The sequence below is a fragment of the Pseudomonas sp. PDM21 genome (assembly GCF_014852505.2).
Lineage (GTDB): Bacteria > Pseudomonadota > Gammaproteobacteria > Pseudomonadales > Pseudomonadaceae > Pseudomonas.
Window position 1 is genome coordinate 3,961,171 of the sequence record NZ_CM181223.1, and the last position, 15,864, is coordinate 3,977,034.

The window sequence follows — 15,864 nt, forward strand, 5'->3', positions numbered from 1 at the left end:
CAGTCAAACCAGGCACCCTCACCGCCGCAGGAGTGCCCGGCATGACCGTCAGCATCGACAACCTCAATATCGCCCTGCCCGTGGGCAAGACCCCGACCGATACCGTCTCCATCGAGATTCCCGGCCCGCAGGCGCTGGCGCAGTACCCGAACCTGGTCACCCGCCTGCCGGACGGCAGCCTGCAACTCACCGCGCCGACCAAGGGCGTGGCAAGCAAGAGCGTCCACCGCACCCGCTGCGAATGGAAGGAACCGATCTACTGGGCCTTGAGCGGCGCCACCGAGCATGTGAACCACCAACTGATGAAGGTCACCCAGGTGAACTCGGCACAGAAGGTAGTGGTGGCGCAGATGCACGTGAAGGACGACGACAGCCCGCTGCTCAAGGTGTTCTGGCAGAAGGGCAAGCTGACCATGGGTTTCCGCCAGAACTTCAACCAGACCACGCCGGTGAACAGCACAGTGCTGGACAACGTGCCGCTGGGGGCGGAGTTCGACATCCTGATCCTCGCCACGTCCAGCCTGATGCTGACGGTGCAGGCCAGCTGCAACGGGCGTAATTCGGCGGTGCCGTCGATGCCGCTGGATGTCAGCTGGGCTGCACGGGTGTTCGATTTCCACGGCGGGGTCTACAACCAGATCGATTTCACCGACACGACCCTGGCGAGCGATGCGTCGGTGTGCGTGATCAAGGACCTGCAGATCAGGCATGCGTGAGTGCGGGGACAGCGGCGCCTTACAGGCGCTGTTCGCGGCCATGGCCCGCTCCTACAGAAAAGCGCTGGCATCCGGTAGGCTGTGGGATCGTCGCACCCAGAGCCCATCCGTATGCCCGCCCTCACCTGCCCCCATCTGACAGGCCAGCACGTCGAACTCCTGCCCCTGCGGGCAGAACACGCACAGGCGCTGCTCGACGCCGCCGCCGATGGCGAACTGTGGAACCTCAAGGTCACGGTGGTACCCGGCCCGGATACCGTCGCGGGCTATATCGCCAAGGCCGAAAAGGGCCTGGAGGAAGGCAGCGTCCTGCCCTTCGCCATCCTCGACCGGCGCACCGGCAGGATCGTCGGCAGCACCCGTTTCTGGAAGGTCGACCGCGCCAACCGCAAGCTGGAGATCGGCCACACCTGGCTCGCGCTGTCGGCGCAGCGCACGCCGATCAACAGCGAGGCCAAGCTCCTGCTGCTCACCTACGCCTTCGAGGAACTCGATTGCGTGCGCGTGCAGTTCACCACCGACGAGCTGAACGAGAAGTCCCGCGCCGCCATCCTGCGCCTGGGCGCGGTGCAGGAAGGCATCGTCCGCCACGAGCGCATCATGCCCGACGGCCGCAAGCGCAACTCGGTGCGCTTCAGCATCATCGACAGCGAGTGGCCGGAGGTGAAGGCACGGCTGCTGGAAAGGCTCGGCCGCGCCCCGACCTGATGGCCGCTCAGCCCTGGTAGAACACCTCGTCGCTGTACGGGTACCACCAGGAGTGGATCTGCGGCTGGTGGTCGATGATCACCATCTTCGAGCGGCGGAACGCATCCAGCCCCTGGCGGCCCAGCTCGCGACCCATGCCGGACATCTTCCAGCCACCGAACGGCAACGCATCGTTGTCGATCAGCGGGTTGTTCACCCAGACCATCCCCGCTTCCAGGCGATCCGCCGCCTCCATGGCTTCGGCCAGGTCGGTGGAGAACAGCGAGGCGCCCAGGCCGAAGGGCGAGTCGTTGGCCAGCCGCACCGCCTCGTCGAAGTCCTTCACCTTGCAGATCGCCGCCACCGGGCCGAAGCACTCCTCATGGAAGATCGCCATGGCCGGGGTGACGTCGGTGAGGATGGTCGGCTCGTAATACCAGCCCACCGGGAACTGCTCGGGGATGCGCCCGCCGCAGACCAGCGTGGCGCCCTTGGCGATGGCGTCGTCCACCAGGCGGATGACCTTGGCGCGGGCCGCCTCGCTGACCATCGGACCGATCTCGGAACGCTCCAGGCCGTGGCCGATGCGCAACGCGCGGGTACGCTCGGCGAAGCGCGCGACGAATTCGTCATGCACCTCATCGACCACATAGAAGCGCTCCGCCGAGGTGCAGATCTGCCCGCTCAGGTGGAAGGCCGCGGTCACCGCGCCGGCCGCCGCGACTTCCAGCGGCGCGTGGCGGGAGATGATCATCGGGTCGCTGCCGCCGGCCTCGATCACCGCCGGTTTCATCCGCTCGGCGCAGGCCACCGCCACCGCCTTGCCGGCGGCGACGCTGCCGGTGAAGGCCACGGCGTGGGTACGCTCGGACTGCACCAGGCGCTGCGCAGTGCTGGCATCGCCCGGCACGCAGCTGACCATCCCCGCCGGCAGCACCTTGAAGTGCTGCATGAACTTCAGCGTGCACAGCGTGGTGCTTTCCGCCGGCTTGACGATGCAGGCGTTGCCCGCCGCCAGCGAGGCGGCCAGGGTCCAGCACATCAGCAGGATGGGGAAGTTGAACGGCATGATGTGCACGCTGACGCCGTAGGGCTCGTAGCGCACATGCTGGAACGAGCCGAGCTGCGTGGTACCGGCGACCTTGCCGGCCTCGTCGCGGGCCATCTCGGCGTAATAGCGGAAAATCGGCGCGCAGTTGGCCAGCTCGCCCATGGCTTCGGGGAACGGCTTGCCCATTTCCAGGGTCATCAGCCGCGCCACTTCACGCTGGGTGGCCTGGTCGGTTTCGATAGCGTTGGCCAACTGGTGAAGGATCGCCGCACGGGACTTCGCATCCACGCGCTTCCACTCGCGCTGGGCGGCGTTGGCCGCGTCGATGGTGGCGTCCACGTCTTCCGCTTCGCACAGGGCGATGCGTCCGACCGGGGTGAGGTCGGCGGGGTTGACGATGTCGCGCCGGCGCTGCGTCGCCACGCCCTGGTAATCCGGGCCGATGAAACGCAGGGGCAGATCAACGTGAAAGTCGGTCATGGAATGCTCCGCAGGGAATCGGATGAAGCCAGGCGCTGGGCGATCACGTCGCTCTCAAGCCCCTGGCGCCAGTTCGGCAGATGGGTGTCGAGCAGCGTCGCCAGCGGGCGCAGCTGTTCGCTGTCGAGCGCGCGCTGGAACAGCCGCAGCACGCGCGGCAGATGCTTGAGGTAGCCGTGCTTGCCGTCGCGTTTGGCCAGGCGCACGAAGATGCCCAGCACCTTGGCGTGGCGCTGTGCGGCGAGCACCTGGAAGTCGGCCATGAAGCGCCGGCCGTCCACTTCCGGTCGCTGGCTGAGGTACTGGGTGAGCAGGGTCACGCGCAGAGTTTCGGGAATATCGCGGCGCGCGTCTTCGAGCAGGGACATGAGGTCGTAGGCCGGCGCGCCGAACAGCGCGTCCTGGAAGTCCAGCAGCCCGCACGCCGCCACGCCCGCCCTGCCCTCCAGCAGCATCAGGTTGTCGACGTGGTAGTCGCGCAGCACCAGCACTTCACGGCGCAGCGAGACATCGCGCCAGAGCGCGGCGAACTCCGCCAGATAGCGCTCGCGCAGCTTCGCGGCAGCCTGCTCGCCCACCAGCAGTGGCGCATACCAGTCAATGAACAGCGCCGCTTCATCGCCCAGTTTCTGCCCGTCGTAGGCCGCCACACCTTCGGCGGCCTGGGGGCCCGCGCGGTGCAGGCGCACCAGGGCATCCACGGCAAGGCGGTACAGCGCCACCTCGTCATGGCCGTCGGCAAGCAACCGGGTATAGGTGGCCTGTCCGAAGTCCTCCACCAGCGCCAGACCCAGCTCGCGGTCGGCGGCCAGCACGCTGGGCGCCGACAACCCGCAGTCGCGCAGCAGCTGCGCCACCCGCAGGTAAGGGGCCAGCGGCTCGGCGCCGGGAGGCGAGTCCATCAGCAGCAGTCCCTTGCCGTCGAGGCGGAAGTAGCGCCGCATCGAGGCGTCCGCCGGCAGCGCGGTGATGGCCGCGCCGTCCAGGCCGCTGCCGGCGAGGAAGGTCTCGCGGGCAGCGGCACGGGTGGTTTCGCAGGGCAGGTTCATGGCATCACCGGATCATGTAGACCTTCTTGATGGTCTCGTGCACGGTGCACACGCCCTTCCAGTCCTTGGGGAAGAAGGCCGCGGTGTCCGGCTCGATCTCGATCACCTCGCCGGACTCGTGCACGTAGGTGCAACGGCCCTCGAGGAAGTGGCAGAACTCGTCGCTGGTCACGTGGCAGAACCACTTGCCCGGCGTGCAATGCCAGATGCCGCATTCGGACTGGCCTTCGGGCCCCTTGTGCAGGACCACGCCGCTGACATGGGACTCGCCCTCGAGCATGGTCGGGATCACGCCCCAGTCCTTGAGTTCGGTGACCTGCAGGGGGCGGTAGATAACGGGGGTCTTCATCGTTCACTCCTGATGAGTCGAAGCATGTAGGGCGAATGACCGCTTGCGGTTATCCGCCGGTGGGTTCGGGTGGAAATCGACGGCGGATAACGCCCGTGGCGTTATGCGCCCTACGGGTTCAGGCCAGCATGTAGAGGTTGCGCAAGGTGCTATGCACGGTGCATTCGCCGGTCCAGCCGGCGGGGAACAGCACCAGGGTGTCGGGCTCGACCTCGATCACCTCGCCCTCGTCGGAGCGGTAGGTGGCGCGGCCGGAGACGAAGTGGCAGAGCTCGTCGCGCGGGATCGACAGCCGCCAGCGGCCGGGGGTGCAGACCCACAGGCCGGTTTCCGGGCTGTTGTTCGGGCCCTTGAACAGCAACCGGCCGCTGGAGTGCGAGACGCCCTCCAGCGCGTCGGACTGCACGCCCCAGTCCACCAGGTCGTCGTAGTCGCGGGCGCCGCGGATGTGCGGCGCAGTGCTCTCTCCATTAAAGGACGCGGCCTTGAACTCAGGCATGGTTCACCACCTTGCCCTGCACCAACTGGTCGAGGATGCGCGCGGCGTCTTCCGGGCCCTTGCGCGAGCGCATGTAGTCGCTGGTGCGCGCCAGGCGCCCCTGCATCAGCTGGTCACCCAGCAGCTGGGCGATGTTGCGCGCCAGGTCTTCCTCGCTCCAGTCGTAGCGGTCCATGCGCAGGCCGTGGCCGCTTTCCTGGGCACGCATGGCGTTGTCGTGGCCGTCCCAGACATAGGGCATGACGATGGCCGGCTTACCGAAGAACAGGCACTCGGTGAAGCTGTTGTTCCCGCCGTGGTGGATCACCCCGTCGACCTGGGCGATCACCGAGGGCTGCGGGTACCAGTTGGAGACGATCACGTTGTCCGGCAGGTCGGTGTACTTCTCCACGTGCTCGCCGACGTTGAACAGTGCGCGGTACGGCAGCTTGCCGATGGTGGTGACCAGACGCTTGAGCAGCTCGACGTCGCCCGAGCCCAGGCTGCCGAAGCTGACATACAGCAGCGGCTTGTCGTTGTGCGCCTTGAACTGCGGGATTTCATAGGGCTTGTCGGTGCGCACGCAGCCCTGCAGGTAATGGAACTGCCGCGCCGGCAGCGGATGGCGACGTTCGAACTTCACCGGGTCCGGGTAGAGCAGCAGGTTCATGTAGGGCGACTCTTCGAAGAAGGTGCCCAGCGGATACGGCCGCTCGCCACACTCGGCGAGGAAGTCGTTGAAGTCGGCGTGGATCGGCGCGATCACTTCCTCGAAGCGTTTCTGGAAGCGTGCGTGGCCGTCCTTGTCGTCGACGCTCATGCCCGACAGGTACGGCGGGATGTCCGGGTCGTGCACTTCGTTTTCCGAACAGGAGATGATCCGCACCCAGGGCTTGCCGTAGTGCTTGATGGCCGGGAACAGGATCACGTTGTCCACGCAGATCAGGTCCGGCTTGATCCGGTCGAGGATCGCCGGCAGCTCCTTCTGCGCCCACTTGGAGGTGGAGACGATGGCCTCCCAGCACTCCTTCACGTAGTTGTCGAGCTGGTCGATCGGCGCCTTGCGGAAGTTGGGGATGTGGCCGTTGATGAAGTCGGTCCAGTAGCGCGCCATCTCCTCGGCCGGCATCGGCTCGGACATGTTCACGTAATGCTCCTCGAAGCCGTAGGCCGAGTACACCCCGGTCATCCCCGGATCGGTGAGGAACACCGCCTTGTGCCCCAGCGCCTCGCAGGCCTGGGCGATGCCTACCGAGTTGAGGGCCGGGCCGTAGGCGGCCTCGGGGAAGAATGCGATGACCTTGCGTTCACTACTCATGGTGCTCTCCGTTCATGGGGCAGGCCCATTAGTCTTGTTCTTAGGCGATCAGTGAGTCAGCACGCGGCCGTGCCGCGCATCCCAGCCCAGGCGCACCGGCATGCCGGCGGCGAGGCGCAAGAAGTCGTAGTCCGAGGACGGCACGCGGACGATCAGCGGCTTGCTGGAAAGCGCCGTGTTCACGTGCAGGTTGGTGTCCAGGCCGTGGTAGGCCACTTCGGCCACCTCGCCGTGAATCTGGTTGTCGGTGGCCGGCGTGGCGTCGGTGAGAACCCTTAAACGCTCCGGGCGCAGCGCCAGGGTCACGCTCTCCGGGCTGGACTCGGCGGTGGTCTCGATGTTCAGCACCTGGTCGCCGGCCTGCAGGCGATTGGTGCCCACGCGGCGGCCTTCGATCAGGTTGCTGACGCCGATGAAGTCGGCAACGAAGCGGCTGCCCGGGTTCTCGTAGAGTTCACTGGGGCTGCCGCACTGGCAGACCTTGCCGTCACGCAGCACGGCCATGCGGTCGGACATGACCAGGGCTTCTTCCTGGTCGTGGGTGACCATGATGAAAGTGATGCCACTCTCGTGCTGCAGGCGCTTGAGCTCCAACTGCATCTTCTCGCGCAGCTTCTTGTCCAGCGCGCCGAGGGGTTCGTCCAGTAGCAGCACACGCGGACGCTTGACCAGCGCGCGGGCCAGGGCGACGCGCTGGCGCTGGCCGCCGGAGAGCTGGTCCGGCCGGCGGTTGGACAACGGGCCGAGCTGCGCGGTCTCCAGCACCGCATCGACGCGCTGGCGGATTTCCACGGCTGGCAGCTTCTCCATCTCCAGACCGTAGGCGATGTTGCCGCGCACGGTCATGTTGGGAAACAGCGCATAGGACTGGAACATCAGGTTCAGCGGGCGCTTGTTCGGCGGCAGTGGCGAGATGTCCTGGCCATTGAGATAGATCGCGCCGGAGCTGGGCGTCTCGAAGCCGGCGATCATCCGCATCAGGGTGGTCTTGCCGCAGCCGGAGGGACCGAGCAGCGCGAAGAACTCGTTCTCACGGATGCTCAGCGACACCTGGTCCACCGCCGTCAGGCCCTCGCCATAGGATTTGCTCACCTGCTCCAGCACGAGCAGGTCGGATGACTTAGTCATGGGCTTTGGGCACCTTGTTCAGACGTTGGGAGGCGAACAGCGCGGTGAAGCTGACCAGCATCACCAGGGTGGCGAGGGCGTTGATTTCCGGGGTCACGCCGAAGCGGATCATCGAGTAGATCTGCATCGGCAGCGTAGTGGACGCGCTGCCGGAACCGGAGTTGAAGAAGGCGATGATGAATTCGTCCACCGACAGGGTGAACGCCAGCAGCCCGCCGGCCATCACGCCGGGGAAGATCGCCGGCAGCAGCACGCGGCGCGCGGTGGTGAACCAGCCGGCACCGAGGTCGATGGAGGCTTCGAGGATCGAGTAGTCGAAATGCTTGAGCCGCGTGCGCACCACCGCGCAGACGAAGGCGATGTTGAACACCACGTGACTGAGGATGATCGAGTGCAGCCCCAGGCTCATCTTCAGCAGGTTGAAGAAGCTCAGCAGCGCGATGGCCAGGACGATGTCGGGGATGATCATCGGCGCCATCAGCAGCGTGTCGGCGAGGTTCGCGCCTTTCTTGCCGGGGTTGTTGCGGGCGCGCATCTCCACGCCGAGGGCAAGCAGCGTGCCGAGCAGGCAGGCGATAAAGGTGGAAGTCAGCGCGACGATCAGGGTGTTCAGTGCCGCGTGCTGGATCGAGGCGTTGGCCAGCAGCTTGGCGTACCACTTCAGCGACGCGCCACCCCAGGCGGTGGGCAGGCCGCTGGCGTTGAACGACAGCAGGATCAGCACCAGGATCGGAACATAGAGGAAGGCGTACACCAGCCACAGGTGCGCGCCGAGGGCGATGCCTGATGAACTACGCATGGCGTTCGCCCTCCGCACCCTGGGCCCGGCGCGAGACCATGGCCTGGATGAACAGCAGCAGCATCATGATGCCGATCAGGAAGAAGCTCAGCGCCGCGCCGAACGGCCAGTCGCGCGCGGTGAGGAACTGCGCGTAGATCAGGTTGCCGACCATCTGCACCTGCTTGCCGCCCAGCAGGTCGGCGGTGATGAAGTTGCCGATGGAGAGCACGAAGACGAACACCGCGCCGGCGGCCACACCCGGCACCGACAGCGGCAGGATCACCCGGCGGAAAGTGGTCCAGCCGGAAGCGCCGAGGTCCCGCGAGGCTTCCCAGAGTTCGTTGTCGATGCGCGACAGCGAGCTGTAGATGGCAAGGATGACGAAGGGGATGTAGTTGTAGACCAGCCCGAGCACCACGGTGGCGTCGGTGTACAGCAGGCTGATCGGCTCGCCGCTGTATCCGAGCAGATTGAACAGCCGGTTGAGCAGGCCTTCGCGGTTGAGCAGGACGATCCAGGCGTAGGTGCGGATCAGGTAGTTGCTCCAGAACGGCAGCATCACCAGGAACAGGAACACCGCCTGCCGGCGCGGAGTGCTTCGGGTAATGGCGTAGGCCGCCGGGTAGCCGATGAGCACCGCGAACAGCGTGGCGAGGCCGGCGATCTTCGCCGAGCGCAGGAGGATGTCGAGGTACAGCGGGTCCACCGCGCGGCGGTAGTTTTCCCAGGTGAACACGTAGTCGATGCCGCCATAGGCACCACGCTCGAGGAAGCTGTAGACCAGCACCAGCAGGCACGGCAGCAGCAGGAACAGGGCCAGCCAGCCAAGGCCGGGCGCGAGCAGCCAGGCCGAGAGTTTCCGGTCGGCGGACAAAGCGGTCATGCGTAGTTCCCCCAACCCCACGCCAGGCGGGGGTGCTTCAGGGTTATTGAATACAGTGAACTTCTGGGGCGAGCGAGCTAGAGCGAGGCAAGGCGAGAACAAGCGTGGGCGCGGAGTTTAGGCCGCTAAATGAGCAAGCCCGCGCTTGTTCTCAACGCAGCATCGCCGACGCGCAGCCGGCCCTACTGTGCAGCCATGATTTCGGTCACGGCGCGGGTATAGGCCTTCTGCGTCGAGCCACCGACGTCACGCAACTGCTGCTGCTTGACCAACTCGGCCGGCGTGGTGGTGAGGTTCGGGTACTTGGCCAGCAGGTCGGGCTTCAAGGTCGCCATCGCCGCCTGGTTGGGCACCTTGTAGAGGATGTTCTCGGCGACCCAGGCGTGGTTCGCCGGCTCCAGCATGTAGTTGATGAAGCGGTAGGCGGCGTCGGGGTTCTTCGAGCTTTTCAGCACGACCATGGTGTCCACCCAGAGGTCGGAACCTTCCTTGGGCACGACGAACTTGATCGACTCGTTGGCCTGGGTGCCGTAGTTGCACCAGCCGTCCCAGGCGTGGGCCATCAGCGCCTCGCCGGAGGCCAGCTTGGAGTAGAAGGTGGTGTCGTCGAAGGACAGCAGGCGCTTCTTGGTGGCGATCAGCTGGTCACGTACCGCGTTGATCTGGTCCGGATTGCCGTCGTTCACCGACCAGCCGTTGGCGAGGAAGCCGGCGCCCAGCAGCCAGCGGTCGGTGGCGAGCATGGTGGTCTTGCCCTTCAAGGCATCGGAGGGCTTGAGCAGGTCGCTCCAGCTGGACGGCGCCGGGCTGACCTTGTCCGAGCGGTAGCAGATGCCGGTGGTGCCCCAGGTGTAAGGCACGGAGAAGTGGTTGCCGACGTCGTATTCGAGCTTCTGCGCTTCGGGGTAGAGATTCTTCAGGTTCGGCACCTTGGCCGGATCGACCTCGGCGAGCAGGCCCTGCTTGTGCAGGATCTCGGCAAAGGGCGAGGACACGAACACCACGTCATAGCCTTCGCCGCCGGAGGCCATGAGCTTGCCCATGATCTCTTCGTTGGTGGCGTGGAGGGATTTGTCGGCTTCGAGGCCAGTGGCCTTCTGGAACTTCTCCAGGTTGTCCGGGGCCATGTAGCCATCCCAGATGGAGATCACCAGATCCTTGGCACTGGCCGTGGTGGCGGACAGCGTGAGCGCGAGGGTTGCCCCTGCGTAGAGCATGGTCTTCAGCTTCATCTTGCGCACCTGACGATTGGTTGTTGTTGTGTCGACGGCAGCGGAACAAAAAGCGTACTACATGTCTTTTTTTCAAAATAAAAACCGAACCACTGGCGAAGTCAACCTTTTCTTGCATTCTTGTTGGACCACCCACGCTGTGGCATAAGGGGTCGCCCTGCGGCGACACGCCTGCCGGGGCCTGCTGGAGAAAAGCCGCTTGAGCAAGGACACCGAGAAAAGACCGCGCACCAACCACCTGGAACTGGCCCGGCGGATCATCGAGCACGCCCAGGACACCGGACTGGGAGACGGCGACGGCCTGTCCGAGCAGCAACTGGCGCGCACCTTCGGCGTATCGCGCACACTGATTCGCGCAGGGCTGGACCTGCTGCTGGAACAGCAACTGGTAGCCCACGAGCCGGGCAAGGGCTATCGCCTCGCCGCCGACCCGTCCGCCCAGGTACTCGGCCCCGCCCTGCCCCAGGCCGAGGAACAGGCGCTGGCCGCCTCGGTACTGCGCGACCGCATGGCCGGGCGGCTGGGCAACAGCCTCAGCGCCAGCGAGCTGATGCGCCGCTACGACATCGGCCGCGCCGCCGCGCAGAAGGTGCTCGCGCAACTCAGCGAAGACCAGGTGCTGGAGCGCGGTGCCGGGCAGAGCTGGTCGTTCCGCCCGCTGCTGAACAACCTTGCGGCGCTGGAAGACAGCCTGCGCTACCGCCTGATCCTGGAGCCGGAAGCGCTGCTGGCGCCCGGCTTCGACCCCGATCTGGCGCGCCTCGCGCTGCTGCGCGGCGCCATGGAAGACCTGCTCGGCGCGCCCATTGAACGCTTCGACGTGGCGCAGTTTCGCGAGCTGGACATCGGCTTCCACGAGCTGATCGCCCAGGGCTGCGGCAACCGCTTCGTCGGCGACGCCCTGCTGCAGCACCAGCGCCTGCGCCGCCTGCCCAATCTGCTGCCGATGGTCAGCGTGCACCGCCTGCAGGAAGCCCTGCGCGAGCACCTGCGGATCATCGAGCAGATCGAACGCGGCCAGCTGGAAGTCGCCGCCGACCTGATGCGCCTGCACCTGCGGCTGTCCTTCGCACAACGCCCGCAGACCGCCAACCGCGGGATTCCACAGTCGTTCGCCATGGGCCGTCGCTGATTATTTTTCTCTCACGGTGTTTTTTTTAACGAAAAAATGCAGTATCAGTTTCACGCAGTGCCCGTGAGCAACACCCGGATGTGCCCATGACGCAAAGAACAAGAACCATCGCCTTCTTCCCCGAGGCCAGCTTCGGCGCCGCGCTGAACTGCATCGGCATCGCCCAGGCCCTGCGCGAGCTCGGCGCCCGCCCGGTGTTCATCTGCCATGCGCACTTCCAGGGCATCTTCGCCGAGTACGGCTTCGCCGAGTACCCACTGCAGCTGGACTCGCCGCTCTCCGCCGCCGACCACCAGCACTACTGGGAGCGCTTCATCGAGCGCAACGTGCCGTACTTCGACCAGCCGCCCCTGGCGCAGATCGACAGCTACGTGGCGCCGGCCTGGGAAGCCATCATCGACACCGCCATCGAGTCGGAAAAGCCGCTGCAGCAATTGCTCGCCCGGCTCAAGCCCGACGCCATCGTGCTGGACAACGTGGTCAGCTTCCCGGCCATCGCCGCCGCCGGCTGCCCCTGGGTGCGCATGGTCTCCTGCGCGGAAACCGAGCTGCCCGACGCCGCCGTACCGCCCTACCTGTCCGGCGCCAGCAGCAGCGATGCTCAGGCCTGCTCGACTTACCGCGAGCACTACCTGCAGGCGACCAGGCCGGCACACGAGCGCTTCGCCCGCTTCCTCGCCGAGTGCGGCCACCCCGCCCTGCCCGCCGGCCAGTTCCTCGAGGACTCGCCCTGGCTCAACCTGCTGCTGTCGCCGACGCCGGTGCGCTACGAGCGCGAGAAGCCGCTACCGGCCGAGCGCTACCTGTACCTCGATGGCTGCGTGCGCAGCGAGGCGCCGTACATCCCGCCGCAGTTCCCCCGGCATGACGACGCGCCGCTGATCTATGTGAGCTTCGGCAGCCTGGGCGCCGCCGACGTGGCGATGATGCGCCGGCTGATCGAAGCCGTGGCGCAGCTGCCCTACCGCTTCCTGATCAACGTCGGCGCCTACCGCGAGCACTACGACACGGTGCCGGACAACGTCTACCTCGACAGCTGGTATCCGCAGCCGGCGGTGCTGCGCGAGTGCCAGCTGTTCATCCACCACGGCGGCAACAACAGCTTCTGCGAAGCGCTGTATTTCGGCCTGCCGTCGGTGATCATCCCCTACTGCTGGGACGGCCACGACAATGCCCGGCGCGCCGAGGAAGTCGGCGTGGCGCGCTACCTGCCGCGCTTCGAGGATCCGCTGGCGGCGCTGCCCGCCGCCCTTGCCGAACTGCTCGCGGACAAGGCCATGGCGCAACGCCTGAGCACCGTGCGCGAGCAGATGCAGGCCTCGCGCGGCACCGAAACGGCGGCGCGGGCGATCCTCCGCATCTGCGCCGACTGACAACGGATTGGCTCTGTCGAAGTACTGGCGATTGGCACTCGGCGACGGACCATTCCCCCCTTAAGCTGGGCTCCAGCCACCCTGGAGCCCGGCATGACCGCCTTCGATGACCAGCCGACCCTGCTCGGCCACACCCTGCAATTGCGCCCGCTGCGCGCCGATGATTTCGACTCGTTGTTCGCCGCTGCCAGTGCGCCGGAAACTTGGGCCGGCCACCCGGCCACCGAGCGCTATCGCCGCGAAGTTTTCGAGCCCTACTTCCAGTTCCTGGTGCAGGCCGGCGGTTGCCTGCTGATTCTCGACCGGCAGACGGGCGAGGCCATCGGCTGCTCGCGCTACTACCCGGTGCCGGACCAGCCGGCCGACATCGGCATCGGCTTCACCTTCATCAACCACCGCTACTGGGGCGGCGCGACCAACCGCGAGCTGAAGACGCTGATGCTCGGCCATGCCTTCCAGCATTTCGAGCGCGTGTGGTTCCACATCGCGCCGAGCAATATCCGCTCGCAGAAAGGCACGGCCAAGCTGGGCGCGAGGTTGTCTTATCAAGCGGACCTGGACCTCTCCGGCACGCCCGCATCCTGGCTCTGCTATGAGTTGCCGCGCCAGCGCTGGGGCAGCGCCTAGATCCGCCCCGACTCCTGCGACAGCCAGCGCTTGCGCCAAGCCAGCGGCGTGCAGTCCTGCCAGCGGCGGAAGGCGCGGATCAGGCTGCTGGTGCTGCTGAAGCCGATTCGCTCGGCGATCTGCTCCATCGACCACTGTGGATCGCGTAGCAGCTGCAGCGCCTGCGCCTCCCGCGTCTGGTCAAGCAGCTGGGTAAAGCTCAGGCCGTGCTGCTGCAAGGCCGTCTCGAGCTGCCCACGGGCAATATCCAGATGCCCCGCCAGCTCCTCCAGTGAACTCGGGCCGGTGAGCAATTCCGCCAGGCGCGCGCGCAGGGCGCTGAGCGGCAGCGGCATGCCGTGCTGGGCCAGGTACTGCAGAATGGGGCGTTCCACCTGGGCAAGCAGGCGCGGGTTGGCCCCCGGCAGAGGCAAATCCCAGGAAGTATTGTGGAACACAAAGGCGCTCAGCGGCTGATCGAAGCTGACCCGTACATTCAGCGCGTCCCACTCCTGCCGGTCCGCCGGGCTCGTCCGGGCCAGCTCGATGCCGCGCATGAATGTGGCAGCCGGCTTTCCCGTCAGGCGTTCGAACATGCGTACGTGGAAATGCCAGTAGAAGTCGCGGGCAATGTCGGTGGGCGTGTAACCACCATTGAGGTGGAACTCCATCCTCCAGTCACTCCGCTCGTCCTGTATCAACAGCGGCTGGCCCACGGTGCTGGCCAGGTTGACCAGCTGCACATGGCGCTGCACAGCCTCGCCGAGCGTTGTGCAGGCGTATAGCGCCAGGTCCATCCCGTAGAGGTTGGCGGACTGGTGGTAACGTGCCGCGCGGATGCCGAAGTTCGCATCGCCAGTCACTTCTGCGCAGAGCAGCCACAGAGGGCTGAGCGAGGTGATGGGCAGGCGTGCGTCGACCTCCTGCATGATGCCCGGATCGATCCCTGCGCGCCTGAGCACCGGAATGGGGTCGATCCCGTAGTGCTGGCCCAGGGTGGTTGCCATGCAGCGCACGACAGTGGCCTGTGTGCTGGGCGGCAGTGAGACAGGGAAGGTGCGCTTCATGATCGGCTGACGGACGGTGGCTCTGAAACGAGCATGGCCGCGGCGCGCAGCGCATTCAACCTCCCCTGCAAAAAAAGCCCCGGTGGGGGCCGGGGCACAAAGGAGCGGTCGCACGATGAATCAGGACTCCCGCTGCACCAGCGGCGGTTGCCAGTCCCGCTGGAGGACCTCGGGCTTCGGCCAGTAGAGGCGCAGGAACAGGCTGAACTCGCTGTCCGGCGCCGGCAGCCAGTTGTTGCGCAACTCCGGGCGCTCGGGCGCTTCGTGCTGGATGTACAGGTCCAGCGAGCCGTCGGCGTTGTAGTGCAGGTCGTCACGGTCGCCGACGGCATAGCGATTCAGCGGGTTGTCGGCGAGCAGCAACTGGGGGTTGTACAGCGTGAGCGACCAGAAGCCCTTCACCGGTGGCAGCTGTGCCTTGTCGAAGTGGATCAGGTAGCGATGCCGTCCACTGAGCAACTGGCCATCCTTGTCGGCACGGGTATTGGGATAGATCGCGTCGTCCGCCGTGTTGGCACCCAGGCCCATTTTCGCCACCAGCGCTCGCTGGGCATAACGGTCCGCGTATGCCCCCATGTCGTAGCTGACCCTCCAGCCGTTGACGGCGGGCAGCTTGTCACGCAACTCCTCGGCATGCGCCATCAGGTCGATGACCTTGCGGTAGCCGAAACGACTGCCCAGGCGCTGCCAGGCGGATTGATGCGGCTGACAATCCTGACTGATCAGACCGGCATCCCTGATGCGGCGCATCTGCGCGTCGTCAATGCCACTGGGCGGGTTGTCCGCGAGCAACTGGCAGAAGGCCGAGAAGAACTCATTCTGGGTCCATGTCTGCAGTTGCTGGTCCGGCGGAATGTCGGCGCTCAGCCTTGGCAGATGGGCCATAGCCACGCTGGCTTGCGCGGGAGCATCGGAGTTCTGCTCCTGTCCAAGCGGGCGCAGGTCGAACTGGCGTTGCAGGGCGTTGATCTCGGCGTAGTCGCTCGGGCCGTGGCTCTTGAAGCGGCCGATGATCCATGCCATCTGCGTGGGCACCCGGATGAGCTGCATGCCCTCCGGCAGAGTGCCCTGCCAGTGCGGGCCGGCGATCAGGAAGCGCCCGGCCTTGCTGCCCTGGGTACGGGTGCCGGGGCTGGCCACCACGTTGGTCCAGGCATCCAGGATCGGCATCATGTAGTAGTACCCGTCCGTGTCGGGAACACTCAGCACCACCGGCCCCGATCGCAGGTCCAGATGAGACAGCGAATAGAGCGTATCGACGTTCGGCGCGACGACGCTGTTGAAACGGTAATCGGGGAAGCGCAGACGGTGATTGAGTTGGTTCACCGAAGTCTGGCCGCGACCAAGCTGGTATTGCTTGGTCAGCTCCATGATCACCAGCGGATAGCCAAAGGCGTAGGCCTCGGCTGTGGCGCGGGCTTGTTGATAGAGGCTGTAGCCGGCACCAGCGGTGGCTAACAGCACAGCACCGGACAGCCCCAGGCCGATTCGGGTTCGCTTGGAGAATGGCATCTGTGATTGATCCTCAGAGATA

Annotated in this window: 16 protein-coding genes; 5 read left to right on the plus strand and 11 right to left on the minus strand. The window is 65.9% G+C overall.

Annotation, left to right across the window (positions count from 1 at the left end):
• Positions 1–41 precede the first annotated feature (41 nt).
• Complete coding sequence (locus IB275_RS18045; RefSeq protein WP_081518257.1) at positions 42–716, plus strand: polysaccharide lyase family 7 protein; 675 nt, start codon at positions 42–44, stop codon at positions 714–716.
• 111 nt (positions 717–827) lie between these two features.
• Positions 828–1,424, plus strand: a complete 597-nt coding sequence (locus tag IB275_RS18050; protein WP_192294749.1) for a GNAT family N-acetyltransferase — start codon at positions 828–830, stop codon at positions 1,422–1,424.
• A gap of 7 nt (positions 1,425–1,431) precedes the next feature.
• Here IB275_RS18050 and IB275_RS18055 read toward each other — a convergent pair whose 3' ends face one another.
• The 9 genes from IB275_RS18055 to IB275_RS18095 form a co-directional block, all read right to left on the minus strand.
• Positions 1,432–2,934 (minus strand): aldehyde dehydrogenase family protein, encoded by a 1,503-nt coding sequence (locus IB275_RS18055; RefSeq protein ID WP_192294750.1) that lies wholly within the window; start codon positions 2,932–2,934, stop codon positions 1,432–1,434.
• Complete coding sequence (locus IB275_RS18060; protein ID WP_192294751.1) at positions 2,931–3,983, minus strand: aminoglycoside phosphotransferase family protein; 1,053 nt, start codon at positions 3,981–3,983, stop codon at positions 2,931–2,933. Before IB275_RS18060 ends, IB275_RS18055 begins: the two co-directional genes overlap by 4 nt.
• 4 nt (positions 3,984–3,987) lie before the next feature.
• Positions 3,988–4,332 (minus strand): cupin domain-containing protein, encoded by a 345-nt coding sequence (locus IB275_RS18065; RefSeq protein ID WP_081518261.1) that lies wholly within the window; start codon positions 4,330–4,332, stop codon positions 3,988–3,990.
• 118 nt (positions 4,333–4,450) lie between these two features.
• Complete coding sequence (locus IB275_RS18070) at positions 4,451–4,831, minus strand: cupin domain-containing protein (protein WP_151187413.1); 381 nt, start codon at positions 4,829–4,831, stop codon at positions 4,451–4,453.
• A complete protein-coding gene (locus IB275_RS18075) occupies positions 4,824–6,128 on the minus strand; it encodes a nucleotide disphospho-sugar-binding domain-containing protein (RefSeq protein WP_192294752.1) in 1,305 nt (434 codons plus the stop codon). The genes IB275_RS18070 and IB275_RS18075 overlap by 8 nt, the downstream gene beginning before the upstream one ends.
• Positions 6,129–6,176: 48 nt before the next feature.
• Entirely contained in the window at positions 6,177–7,256 is a 1,080-nt protein-coding gene (locus IB275_RS18080; RefSeq protein ID WP_151187414.1) for an ABC transporter ATP-binding protein, read from the minus strand.
• On the minus strand, positions 7,249–8,055 hold the full coding sequence (locus tag IB275_RS18085) for an ABC transporter permease (protein ID WP_192294753.1): 807 nt from the start codon (positions 8,053–8,055) through the stop codon (positions 7,249–7,251). The genes IB275_RS18080 and IB275_RS18085 overlap by 8 nt, the downstream gene beginning before the upstream one ends.
• Positions 8,048–8,920, minus strand: a complete 873-nt coding sequence (locus IB275_RS18090; protein WP_081518266.1) for an ABC transporter permease — start codon at positions 8,918–8,920, stop codon at positions 8,048–8,050. Before IB275_RS18090 ends, IB275_RS18085 begins: the two co-directional genes overlap by 8 nt.
• 182 nt (positions 8,921–9,102) lie before the next feature.
• Entirely contained in the window at positions 9,103–10,152 is a 1,050-nt protein-coding gene (locus tag IB275_RS18095) for a polyamine ABC transporter substrate-binding protein (RefSeq protein ID WP_192294754.1), read from the minus strand.
• A 199-nt stretch (positions 10,153–10,351) separates the two neighbouring features.
• On the opposite strand from IB275_RS18095, the gene IB275_RS18100 reads away from it, so the two are divergent.
• The 3 genes from IB275_RS18100 to IB275_RS18110 all read left to right on the plus strand — a co-directional run bounded on the left by IB275_RS18100 (position 10,352) and on the right by IB275_RS18110 (position 13,284).
• Positions 10,352–11,284: a GntR family transcriptional regulator gene (locus IB275_RS18100; RefSeq protein ID WP_192294755.1), complete on the plus strand. Its 933-nt coding sequence runs from the start codon at positions 10,352–10,354 to the stop codon at positions 11,282–11,284.
• Positions 11,285–11,370: 86 nt separating this feature from the next.
• Positions 11,371–12,657 (plus strand): glycosyltransferase, encoded by a 1,287-nt coding sequence (locus IB275_RS18105; RefSeq protein WP_192294756.1) that lies wholly within the window; start codon positions 11,371–11,373, stop codon positions 12,655–12,657.
• A gap of 93 nt (positions 12,658–12,750) precedes the next feature.
• Complete coding sequence (locus IB275_RS18110; RefSeq protein WP_192294757.1) at positions 12,751–13,284, plus strand: GNAT family N-acetyltransferase; 534 nt, start codon at positions 12,751–12,753, stop codon at positions 13,282–13,284.
• Here IB275_RS18110 and IB275_RS18115 read toward each other — a convergent pair.
• On the minus strand, positions 13,281–14,270 hold the full coding sequence (locus tag IB275_RS18115; RefSeq protein WP_192294758.1) for an AraC family transcriptional regulator: 990 nt from the start codon (positions 14,268–14,270) through the stop codon (positions 13,281–13,283). The genes IB275_RS18110 and IB275_RS18115 overlap by 4 nt on opposite strands.
• A gap of 180 nt (positions 14,271–14,450) precedes the next feature.
• A complete protein-coding gene (locus IB275_RS18120; protein WP_192294759.1) occupies positions 14,451–15,842 on the minus strand; it encodes a DUF1254 domain-containing protein in 1,392 nt (463 codons plus the stop codon).
• Positions 15,843–15,864: the final 22 nt, after the last annotated feature.

Bases quoted from the DNA above. Each gene is read 5' to 3' on its own strand.
- IB275_RS18095 (WP_192294754.1), bottom strand. From the start codon at position 10,152: ATGAAGCTGAAGACCATGCTCTACGCAGGGGCAACCCTCGCGCTCACG.
- IB275_RS18045 (WP_081518257.1), top strand. From the start codon at position 42: ATGACCGTCAGCATCGACAACCTCAATATCGCCCTGCCCGTGGGCAAG.
- IB275_RS18070 (WP_151187413.1), bottom strand. From the start codon at position 4,831: ATGCCTGAGTTCAAGGCCGCGTCCTTTAATGGAGAGAGCACTGCGCCG.
- IB275_RS18110 (WP_192294757.1), top strand. From the start codon at position 12,751: ATGACCGCCTTCGATGACCAGCCGACCCTGCTCGGCCACACCCTGCAA.
- IB275_RS18075 (WP_192294752.1), bottom strand. From the start codon at position 6,128: ATGAGTAGTGAACGCAAGGTCATCGCATTCTTCCCCGAGGCCGCCTAC.
- IB275_RS18050 (WP_192294749.1), top strand. From the start codon at position 828: ATGCCCGCCCTCACCTGCCCCCATCTGACAGGCCAGCACGTCGAACTC.
- IB275_RS18065 (WP_081518261.1), bottom strand. From the start codon at position 4,332: ATGAAGACCCCCGTTATCTACCGCCCCCTGCAGGTCACCGAACTCAAG.
- IB275_RS18120 (WP_192294759.1), bottom strand. From the start codon at position 15,842: ATGCCATTCTCCAAGCGAACCCGAATCGGCCTGGGGCTGTCCGGTGCT.
- IB275_RS18090 (WP_081518266.1), bottom strand. From the start codon at position 8,920: ATGACCGCTTTGTCCGCCGACCGGAAACTCTCGGCCTGGCTGCTCGCG.
- IB275_RS18085 (WP_192294753.1), bottom strand. From the start codon at position 8,055: ATGCGTAGTTCATCAGGCATCGCCCTCGGCGCGCACCTGTGGCTGGTG.
- IB275_RS18115 (WP_192294758.1), bottom strand. From the start codon at position 14,270: ATGGCAACCACCCTGGGCCAGCACTACGGGATCGACCCCATTCCGGTG.
- IB275_RS18105 (WP_192294756.1), top strand. From the start codon at position 11,371: ATGACGCAAAGAACAAGAACCATCGCCTTCTTCCCCGAGGCCAGCTTC.
- IB275_RS18060 (WP_192294751.1), bottom strand. From the start codon at position 3,983: ATGAACCTGCCCTGCGAAACCACCCGTGCCGCTGCCCGCGAGACCTTC.
- IB275_RS18080 (WP_151187414.1), bottom strand. From the start codon at position 7,256: ATGACTAAGTCATCCGACCTGCTCGTGCTGGAGCAGGTGAGCAAATCC.
- IB275_RS18055 (WP_192294750.1), bottom strand. From the start codon at position 2,934: ATGACCGACTTTCACGTTGATCTGCCCCTGCGTTTCATCGGCCCGGAT.